The sequence below is a fragment of the Actinomadura geliboluensis genome, from assembly GCF_043197915.1.
Taxonomy (GTDB): Bacteria; Actinomycetota; Actinomycetes; order Streptosporangiales; family Streptosporangiaceae; genus Spirillospora; species Spirillospora geliboluensis.
Genome location: NZ_JBICUA010000008.1, coordinates 405,574 through 414,821, shown reverse-complemented (window position 1 = coordinate 414,821; position 9,248 = coordinate 405,574). Strand labels below are relative to the sequence as shown.

10 protein-coding genes are annotated in these 9,248 nt (G+C 72.4%); 7 read left to right on the top strand and 3 right to left on the bottom strand.

Going from position 1 to position 9,248, the window contains the following annotated elements:
* The first annotated feature begins 14 nt into the window (after window positions 1–14).
* Complete coding sequence (locus tag ACGFI1_RS26875; RefSeq protein WP_392788931.1) at window positions 15–773, top strand: TetR/AcrR family transcriptional regulator; 759 nt, start codon at window positions 15–17, stop codon at window positions 771–773.
* Here the strand turns inward: ACGFI1_RS26875 and ACGFI1_RS26870 are convergent.
* The gene (locus tag ACGFI1_RS26870) at window positions 770–2,179 is read right to left on the bottom strand and encodes a hypothetical protein (RefSeq protein WP_392788928.1); all 1,410 of its coding nucleotides are present in this window, start codon (window positions 2,177–2,179) and stop codon (window positions 770–772) included. The two genes, ACGFI1_RS26875 and ACGFI1_RS26870, sit on opposite strands and share 4 nt — an antisense overlap.
* 89 nt (window positions 2,180–2,268) lie before the next feature.
* Here ACGFI1_RS26870 and ACGFI1_RS26865 point away from each other — a divergent pair, with 89 nt between their 5' ends.
* Together ACGFI1_RS26865 and ACGFI1_RS26860 are read left to right on the top strand one after the other, a co-directional pair.
* Window positions 2,269–2,832, top strand: coding sequence for a TetR/AcrR family transcriptional regulator (locus tag ACGFI1_RS26865; protein ID WP_392788925.1), 564 nt, complete (start codon window positions 2,269–2,271; stop codon window positions 2,830–2,832).
* Entirely contained in the window at window positions 2,769–2,963 is a 195-nt protein-coding gene (locus ACGFI1_RS26860; protein ID WP_392788922.1) for a TetR/AcrR family transcriptional regulator C-terminal domain-containing protein, read from the top strand. Before ACGFI1_RS26865 ends, ACGFI1_RS26860 begins: the two co-directional genes overlap by 64 nt.
* Window positions 2,964–3,033: 70 nt before the next feature.
* Here ACGFI1_RS26860 and ACGFI1_RS26855 read toward each other — a convergent pair whose 3' ends face one another.
* The gene (locus ACGFI1_RS26855) at window positions 3,034–4,767 is read right to left on the bottom strand and encodes a pyruvate dehydrogenase (protein ID WP_392788919.1); all 1,734 of its coding nucleotides are present in this window, start codon (window positions 4,765–4,767) and stop codon (window positions 3,034–3,036) included.
* A 265-nt stretch (window positions 4,768–5,032) separates the two neighbouring features.
* On the opposite strand from ACGFI1_RS26855, the gene ACGFI1_RS26850 reads away from it, so the two are divergent.
* The 4 genes from ACGFI1_RS26850 to fahA all read left to right on the top strand — a co-directional run bounded on the left by ACGFI1_RS26850 (window position 5,033) and on the right by fahA (window position 8,891).
* Window positions 5,033–5,560: a MarR family winged helix-turn-helix transcriptional regulator gene (locus tag ACGFI1_RS26850; RefSeq protein ID WP_387078546.1), complete on the top strand. Its 528-nt coding sequence runs from the start codon at window positions 5,033–5,035 to the stop codon at window positions 5,558–5,560.
* A gap of 129 nt (window positions 5,561–5,689) precedes the next feature.
* The gene (locus ACGFI1_RS26845; protein ID WP_392788917.1) at window positions 5,690–6,895 is read left to right on the top strand and encodes a homogentisate 1,2-dioxygenase; all 1,206 of its coding nucleotides are present in this window, start codon (window positions 5,690–5,692) and stop codon (window positions 6,893–6,895) included.
* On the top strand, window positions 6,871–7,728 hold the full coding sequence (locus tag ACGFI1_RS26840) for a hypothetical protein (RefSeq protein WP_392788914.1): 858 nt from the start codon (window positions 6,871–6,873) through the stop codon (window positions 7,726–7,728). Before ACGFI1_RS26845 ends, ACGFI1_RS26840 begins: the two co-directional genes overlap by 25 nt.
* The gene (fahA, locus tag ACGFI1_RS26835; RefSeq protein WP_392788912.1) at window positions 7,725–8,891 is read left to right on the top strand and encodes a fumarylacetoacetase; all 1,167 of its coding nucleotides are present in this window, start codon (window positions 7,725–7,727) and stop codon (window positions 8,889–8,891) included. The genes ACGFI1_RS26840 and fahA overlap by 4 nt, the downstream gene beginning before the upstream one ends.
* A gap of 46 nt (window positions 8,892–8,937) precedes the next feature.
* Here the strand turns inward: fahA and ACGFI1_RS26830 are convergent, their stop codons facing one another.
* Window positions 8,938–9,225, bottom strand: a complete 288-nt coding sequence (locus ACGFI1_RS26830) for a hypothetical protein (RefSeq protein ID WP_392788910.1) — start codon at window positions 9,223–9,225, stop codon at window positions 8,938–8,940.
* Between the last annotated feature and the right edge of the window lie 23 nt (window positions 9,226–9,248).

Genomic DNA, 9,248 nt, shown 5'->3' with positions numbered 1-9,248 from the left:
AGGCTGGACGCACCATGGAGAGCACCGGTGGGCTGCGCGAACACAAGGGCGGACTTCGCGAGCGCGAGGGCGGGTCGCCCGAGCGGCAGAGCGGACGCCCCGAGCCCCAGGGCGGATCGTCCGGGCAGCAGGGCGGATCGTCCGGGCAGCGGGACGGACGCCCCGAGCCCCAGGGAGCGCGGCCTGAGCCGCGCGGCGGGCTCCGCGAGCGCAAGAAGGAGGCGACACGCCGCGCCCTTCACGAGGCCGCGATGCGCCTCTCCGTCGAGCACGGCCTTGACGAGGTCACCGTCGAGGCCATCGCCGACGCCGCCGGCGTGTCCCGCCGCACCTTCTCCAACTACTTCGGCGGCAAGGAGGAGGCCCTCCTCTACGGCGGCGAGCAGCGGATGCGCGCCCTCCTGGAGACGTTCCAGGCCCGCCCGGAGGACGAGTCGTCCTGGACGGCGCTGCAGGCCACGTGGCGGCTCGTCCACGAGCGGTTCGGCGACCTCGACCCGCAGTGGGCGGCGCAGGTCCGGCTCGCCCGCAACCACCCGTCCGTCCTGGCCCGGCAGCTCGCCCACTACGCCGAGTTCGAGCGGGCCCTCACCGAGCTGATCGCCGCCCGCGACGGCGTCCCGTCCGCCGGCCTGCGCCACCGCGTCATGGCCGGGGCGTTCATGACCGCGCTCCGCGTCGCGTCCGTGACCTGGACCGAGGAGCGCTCCACCCGCTCCCTCGCCGAGGTGGTCGAGGAGTCCCTGGCCGAGATCGCCCGCGAGTACCGCTAACCGGCGCCGGCGCTCTCCGCGAGCTCGGCGGGGTGCAGGTCCCCGGTGAGCAGCCGCCGCGCCCGCGCCCACCGGTCGGGGCCGTCCAGCCAGGCCCGGACGAGCCGCCATCCGTGGTAGTAGGCGTAGAGGTAGGGGTTGCCTCCCGGCACCATGACGAGCGGCATCGCGGCGGCCGCCTCGTCCTCCCCGAGCAGCGCCCAGCGCACCAGGTAGTCGCGGACCTCGCGTTCCGGCCGCCCCTCGGCGGCCATCAGCGTGGCGTTGGGCCAGACGCCCCACAGCAGGTTCGCCGCGCGGTGCAGGGCGGCGACCTCGCCGGGGTCCCGGCCGAGGACGTTCCCGGAGAGCCATTCCCGGGCCTCGTCCCCGGGGAAGACCAGTTCCTCCGCCGCCAGCCCCAGCCCCTCGCTGAGGACGCCCTGCGGTGAGAGCAGGAACCAGACCCGCCGTTCGAGCCGTCCGGGCAGGTGGATCTCCTTGAGCACCGCTTCGGCGATATGCCCCGGATGCCCCTCGTGGGCCACGACGTACAGCAGGTCGGCCAGGTTGAACGGGACATCGCGGTTGATGTGGATGGTGGAGGATCTGCCGCCCGCGTACTCGCCCGCCGCATGGAACGGCACATCGGACACGAGCCGGCACGTGACGGTCTCGTCCTCGGGCAGCGGGACGATCCGGGAGGTGCGGGCCCGGGTCTCGGTGACCGCCCGGTCCACGAGCGCGGGGAGCCGGTCGACGTCGTCGAGCCGGTGGGCGCCGCGCCAGCCCGCCCGGCGCTCGGCGAGCGACCCGCCGGGGGTGCCCGGTGGGAGCGCCGCGTCGAGCATCTCGTGCGCCTCGGCGAACACCGCCTCCGGCACCCGCTCCGCCTCGATGCCCAGGCATTCGCGGACGTACTCCGGCAGCGCGGCCGGCACACCCGCAAGGCGCCGCGCCACCGCCCGCAACGCCCGCACCTGCCCGGCGAGATGGACGGCACGATGGTCGGCGCGGTGGCCAGTACGCTGGTCGACGCGGTGGTCGGCATGGCGGTCGGCACGGTGGTCAGTCCGGTGGTCGGCGCGGCGGTCGGCATCGCGGTCGGCGCGGCGGTCGGCATCGCGGTCGGCGCGGCGGTCGGCATCGCGGTCGGCATCGAGGTCGGCATCGAGGTCGGCGCGGTGGTTAGTGCGGCGAGCGGCGTGGTGAGGGGCTCGGGTGGGTTCGGACGGGAGGGCGTCCAGCAGCGCGTCCGCGTCCTCGGCGAGGCGGGCGGGCGGGACCGGCTCCTCCGCCGCGACCGCCTCCCGCCATCCGGCCGGACCCCGGTAGACCAGCGCCAGCCCGCTGGTGTTCGGCCCGTCCGCGGCTCGGGCGACTCGCAGCGCCAGCAGCGCGTAGGAACGCAGCCACTCGTCGTCCATGTCGCCTCCTTCTGTCAGAGGGGGTTCCGCAATCGAGGCCAAGCTAGCCGTACGGTTTTCCGTACACTGCACGGATGGAGGCTGCGCGGATGGGAACTGCACGCAGTGACTCGGTCTGGTTTCGCGGCGCGGAACGTCCGCGCAAGCCCCGGCTGTCGCGCGAGCGGATCGTCGCGGCGGCGGTCGCGCTACTTGACGCCGAGGGCGTGGACGGCTTCTCGATGCGGCGGCTCGCCGCCCGGCTCGGCGCCGGGACCATGTCGCTGTACGAGTACGTCGCCGCCAAGGAGGACGTCCTCGATCTGGCCCTCGACGCCGCCATCGCCGAGATCGAGCCGGTGCCGGACGAGACCGGCGCCTGGCGGGACGTCGTCGCCGCGCACATGGCTCGCGGGCGGGAGGTCATGCTCCGCCACCCGTGGGTGCCCGCCCTGATGGGGACGAGACCGCTGCTGGGCCCCGGTTCCCTGGCCCGCTCGGAGCGCGTGTTCGCGGCGCTCCACCGGGCGGGCCTGTCGGGGCCGGAGCTCACCGCGGCCGTGAGCGCGGTCAGCGGCTACCTGCACGGGTTCGTCGCCGAGGAGCTGGCATGGCGCGCCCGGTTCGCGACCCGGCGGCGGAGGCGGAGCTGCGGGAGCGGGCCGGGGAGCTGATCCGGCGGGACGCCGCCGACTATCCGACGCTCGCCGTGCACCTGGACGCCGGGGGCACCGACTTCGGCGCGGGGTTCGAGCTCGGCCTGTCGATCGTCCTGGACGGGATCGCGGCGCGGCTCCCCGCCTGATCCCGACCGCAGCACCCCGCCTGATCCCGACCGCGACTCTCCCTTGATCCCGACCGCGGCTCCCGGGCGGTCAGGGGCGGGGGATGTTGCGCAGGTTGCTGCGCGCCAGGTCGAGCATCTTGCCGACGCCGCCGGTGAGGACGGTCTTGCCCGCCGACAGCGCGAACCCCTTGACCTGCTGCGGCGTGATGTGCGGCGGGATGGACAGGGCGTTCGGGTCGGTGACGACGTCCAGCAGGTAGGGGCCGGGCGCGGCGAGGGCCCGCTCCATCAGCGTGCGGACGTCGGACGGGCGCTCCACCCGCGCCGACTCGATCCCCATGGCCGCCGCGACCGCCGCGTAGTCGACGGCCTCGTGGTCGGTCTCGAAGGCGGGGAAGCCGTCCACCATCATCTCCAGCTTCACCATGCCGAGCGACGCGTTGTTGAACACGATGATCTTCACGGGGACGCGGTGGAGCTTCACGGTGAGCAGTTCGCCGAGCAGCATCCCGAGGCCGCCGTCACCGGAGAGCGACACGACCTGGCGTCCGGGCGCGCCGTACTGGGCGCCGATGGCGTGCGGCAGCGCGTTGGCCATGGAGCCGTGCACGAACGAGCCCATCACACGGCGGCGCCCGTTGGGGGTGAGGTAGCGGGCGGCCCACACGTTGCACATGCCGGTGTCGACGGTGAATATCGCGTCGTCGGCGGCGAGGTCGTCCAGGACGCTCGCGACGAACTCCGGATGGATCGGAATGTGCTTCTCGATGTCGCGCGTGTAGGCGGAGACGACGTTCTCCAGCGCGCGCGTGTGGCGGTGCAGCATGTCGTCCAGATACGTCTGGTCCTGCTTCTGCTCGACCTGGTCCATGACGAGCCTCAGCGTCTCGCCCACGTCCCCATGGACGGCCAGGTCGAGCGGGGTGCGCCGCCCCAGTTTCGCCGGGTCGTCGTCCACCTGGATCGTGTTCTTGCCGGGCAGGAACGGGTCGTACGGGAAGTCGGTGCCCAGCAGCAGGACGAGGTCGGCGGCCTGCATCGCCTCGTAGCAGGCGCCGTAGCCGAGCAGCCCGCTCATGCCGACGTCGAAGGGGTTGTCGAACTGGATCCACTCCTTGCCGCGCAGCGCATGCCCGACCGGCGACAGCAGCCTGTGCGCCAGCTCCATCACCTCGGCGTGCGCGTCCTTCACGCCGGAGCCGCAGAACAGCATCGGCCTGCGCGCCCGGTTCAGCGCCCCGGCGAGCTGCGCGACCTGGTCGGACGGCGGCCGGACGATCCCCTTCCGGACGAGGAAGTCGTGCTCCCCGGTCGAGGCGACCGCGTCCTTGCCGGCGGTGTCGCCGGGCATCGTCAGCACCGCGACGCCGCCGTGCCCGATCGCGTGCTGGATCGCGGTCCGCAGGATGCGCGGCATCTGCTCCGGCGTGACGATCTGCTCGCAGTAGTGGCTGCACTCGGTGAACAGCCGCTCGGGATGCGTCTCCTGGAAGTAGCCGCTGCCGATCTGGACGCTCGGGATCTGCGACGCCAGCGCCAGCACCGGCGCCCCCGACCGGTGCGCGTCATAGAGGCCCTGGATCAGGTGCGTGTTGCCGGGCCCGCAACTGCCCGCGCACACCGCGAGCCGCCCGGTCGTCTGCGCCTCGGCCGCCGCCGCGAACGCGCCCGCCTCCTCGTTGCGGACGTGCACCCAGTCGATCCCGGCCGTCCGGCGGACGGCGTCCACGACGGGGTTGAGGCTGTCGCCCACCACCCCGTAGACGCGCCGTACGCCGGCCTGCCGCAGCACCTCGATGAACTGGTCGGCGACGGTCGCCATGCGTGCCTCCCCGTGGTCTGCCCGCTCCCCGCTCCGGGAAATGCCCGATGATCTCCCCCTGACACCCGGCGGCCCGCCGGGTTAAATGGTCAAACCATGAACCGGATGTGGGGTGCGGGTCGAATGCGGCGCGATGGTGGGATGTGGGGTGGCGATCGACTGCGGGTCGCGAGTGGGATGTGGAGCGCGGGTGGGATGTGGAGCGCGGGTGGGATGTGGAGCGCGGGTGGGATGTGGAGCGCGGGTGGGATGTGGGGTGGGGGCGATGGATGAGCGGGACGACCTCGGCTTCTGGACGTTCGTCGACCTCGCGGGACGGCGGCTCTCGGAGGAGTTCGGCTTCCCCGACCGCCTCGCGACCCGGCTGCTGCTGACCCTGAACCGGGCGTCGGCGATCGTCACCTACGACCTGGAGTCCACGGTGCACCGGCCGCGCGGGCACTCCTGGGCCGGGTTCCGGCTGCTGTTCGTGACCTGGCTGGCCGGTCCGCTGGAGCCGGGCCGGGCCGCGACGCTCGCCGGGATGAGCCGCGCCGCCGTCTCCAACCTGGCGAAGACGCTGGTCGCGGACGGGATGATGGACCGGACGCCCGGCGAGCGCGACGGCCGGTCGGTGATCCTGTCGCTGACCGAGAAGGGCCGCACGGCGATGCTGGAGATCTTCGCCGCGCAGCACGAGCGCGAGCGGCAGTGGGCCGGCACGCTGACCGAGACCGAGCAGCGGATGCTGATCATGCTGCTGGACAAGCTCATCGCGGGCCGGACGTCCTTCGACGCCCGCGAGCGTTCCTGACCCCGCGCCGGCCGGGCGGCACGGGGAGGGCCGGGCCGCCGTGACCGGGTTAGGCCCTTCCCTGAACGGAAGAACACCCGTAAGGTCGGCAGAAAGTAGTTAATGCATTAACCATCGGAGGCGATGGACATGGCCCACTACCGTCGGGTCGGCCACGTGCCGCCGAAGCGCCACACCCAGCACAGGCACATCGACCACGGGGACGGCGAGGAGCGGCTGTACTTCGAGGAACTGATGGGCGAGGAGGGCTTCTCGTCCGACTCGTCCCTCCTGTACCACCGGGAGATCCCGTCGGCGATCACCGACTCCCGGGCCTGGGACGTCCCCGACACGGCGACGACCCCCAACCATCCGCTCAAGCCGCGCCATCTGAAGCTGCACGAGCTGTTCCCCAAGGAGACCTGGGCGGACACCGACGTCGTCACCGGCCGCAGGGTGATCCTCGCCAACAACGACGTGCGCCTCTCCTACGTCGTGTCGTCCGCCGACTCGCCGCTGTACCGCAACGCGACCGGCGACGAGATCGTCTACATCGAGTCGGGAACGGCAACGGTCGAGACGGTCTTCGGCACGCTGTCCGCGCAGCAGGGCGACTACGTCATCATCCCGACGTCCACCACGCACCGCTGGCTGCCGACCGGCGACGAGCCGCTGCGCGCCTACGCGATCGAGGCGACGGGCCACATCGCGCCGCCCAAGCGCTACCTGTCCCGCTACGGGCAGTTCCTGGAGAACGCCCCGTACTGCGAGCGCGACCTGCACGGCCCGTCCGAGCCTCTGCTCTCCGACGAGACCGACGTCGAGGTCCTCGTCAAGCACCGCACGTCGCGCGGCATCGTCGGCACCCGCATGACGTACGCGCGGCACCCGTTCGACGTCGTCGGCTGGGACGGCTGCCTGTACCCGTTCACGTTCAGCGTCCACGACTTCGAGCCGATCACGGGCCGCGTCCACCAGCCGCCGCCCGTCCACCAGGTGTTCGAGGGCCACAACTTCGTCGTGTGCAACTTCGTGCCGCGCAAGGTGGATTACCACCCGCTGTCGATCCCGGTGCCGTACTACCACTCGAACGTCGACTCCGACGAGATCATGTTCTACTGCGGCGGGGACTACGAGGCGCGCAAGGGCTCCGGCATCGGCCAGGGCTCCGTCTCCGTCCACCCCGGCGGCCTCGCGCACGGCCCGCAGCCCGGCGCCTACGAGCGCAGCATCGGCGTCGAGTTCTTCGACGAGCTGGCGGTCATGGTCGACACGTTCCATCCGCTCGAACTCGGTGAAGGCGGGCTGGCCTGCGAAGACTCCGCCTACGCGTGGACCTGGGCGAGGCAGCGGTGATCCCCGCGTTCGCCCACGGCCTGTGCGACGACGCCGCCGTGTTCCCGCCGGGACTCGCACCGCTCGCCGACGCCGTCCCGGCCCACCGCGCGCACCGCGCCGCCCCGTACGCCGACCTCGTCGGCCCGCTCGTCCTGCCGGCGACCGCGCTGGACGACCTCTACCCGCTGCTCGGCGGGGAGCCCCTCGACGTGTCGATCACTGCGCCGAGCGGCCCGTGCCAGGCGTCCAAGGCCCTCGCCGCCGCCGCCGACCTGCCGATCACGGTGCGCGGCCTGGAGGTCGCCGTCCCGCCCGGCATGCAGCCGGAGGAGTTCTTCCGCCTGCTCGGCCGCGCCGACGTCCCCGTCTACGTCGAGATCCCGCGCGACGACCGCCGCTCCGCGATGATCGCCGCCGTCGCCGCGCGGCGGCACCGCGCCAAGTTCCGCACCGGCGGCGTCAAGGCGCACCTGTACCCGAGCCCGGAGGAACTGGCCGCCGGGATCAAGCAGGTCGTGGACGCCCGCCTCCCGTTCAAGGCGACGGCCGGGCTGCACCACCCCGTCCGCAACACCGACCCGGAGACCGGCTTCCATCAGCACGGCTTCCTGAACCTGCTGCTCGCGACCGACGCCGCCCTGCGCGGCCGCCCGGTCACCGAACTGGCCGCGATCCTCGCCGACCGCGACGCCCGCTCCATCGCGTCCCACGTCTCGACGCTCGGCACGGCCCGCACGATCGCCGCGCGCGGCCGCTTCCTGTCCTTCGGGACGTGCAGCATCACCGACCCGCTGAACGAACTCGCGGACCTGGGCCTGCTCGCGTCCGCCCTCCAGGAGACCACCCGATGACCCGCATCGCGATCCCCGAAGGCTCCCACTTCGGGCTCGCCAACCTCCCGTACGGCGTTTTCTCTCCCCCCGGCGGTTCACCGCGCGTGGGCGTCCGCGTCGCCGACTCGGTCGTGGACCTCGCCGCGGCGCTGGGCGACGACGTCTTCGCGGCACCGTCCCTGAACCCGTTCATGGCGCAGGGCCACGCCCGCTGGGTCGAGGTCCGCGAACAACTCCTCGACCTGGTCGCGGACGACATCCCCGACGCGGCGGTGCATCCGGTGGACGCGGTCACCATGCACATGCCGTTCGAGGTCGCCGACTACGTCGACTTCTACGCGTCCGAGCACCACGCGTCGAACCTCGGCCGCCTGTTCCGCCCCGGCTCCGAACCGCTGATGCCGAACTGGAAGCACCTCCCGGTCGGCTACCACGGCCGCGCCGGCACGGTCGTCCCGTCCGGGACGGACATCGTCCGCCCCACCGGCCAGCGCAAGGGCGAGGACGCCCCGACCTTCGGCGAGAGCCGCCGCCTGGACATCGAGGCCGAAGTCGGCTTCGTCGTGGGCACGGGCTCGCCCCTGGGCACGCCGGTCACCACGGAAGACTTCTCCGAGCGCGTCTTCGGCGTCGTCCTGGTCAACGACTGGTCGGCCCGTGACATCCAGGCGTGGGAGTACGTCCCGCTTGGGCCCTTCCTAGGGAAGAGCTTCGCGACGTCCATCTCCCAGTGGGTCGTCCCCCTCCTCGCCTTGGAAGCGGCCCGCGTGGCGACCCCGCCCCAGGACCCGGAGCCCCTCCCTTACCTCCAGGAGAAGAACCCGTGGGGGCTCGACCTTTCCCTTGAGGTCTCGTGGAACGGCCAGGTGGTCTCCCGCCCGCCCTACCGCGAGATGTACTGGTCCCCGGCGCAGATGCTCGCGCACATGACGGTGAACGGCGCCTCGTCCCGCACAGGCGACCTGTTCGCGTCCGGCACCATCTCAGGCCCGGCCAAGGACCAACGTGGCGCCTTCATAGAACTGACCTGGGGCGGCAAGGAGCCCATCGAGGTCAACAACGAGCCCCGCACTTTCCTAGAGGACGGCGACGAGGTCGCCATCACCGCCACGGCCCCCGGCCCGTCCGGCACCCGCATCGGCTTCGGCGAAGTCAGGGGCCGAATCCTCCCCGCCCGCTGAGCACAGCCACCGCCCACAGCCTCCGTGGGCGGTGGCTCAGCCGGCCTTACCAGGTGGCCGGGTACATGCGGTGCTTGAGAAGCAGGTCAACCTGCTCAACGGCTCCCTCAACCTCTCCGCACGGAGATAGGTAGCCCGCCCGTCCCCGCTCAGTCTCGTAGTAGGCGAGGCCCCCGGGGACGGCCCTCACGTCCACCAGGACCCCGACATCCCGGACGGCCCCGCGCGCGTAGACCCACAGCATCGGCAGCCACCCGACCCGGTAGAGCCGGAGGCACCGATACCCGCGCGCACCGACCCCGTCGGCAAGAAGATCGAGCCAACGCACGGCCATGCGGCGTCCCGCCACCGTCCGCC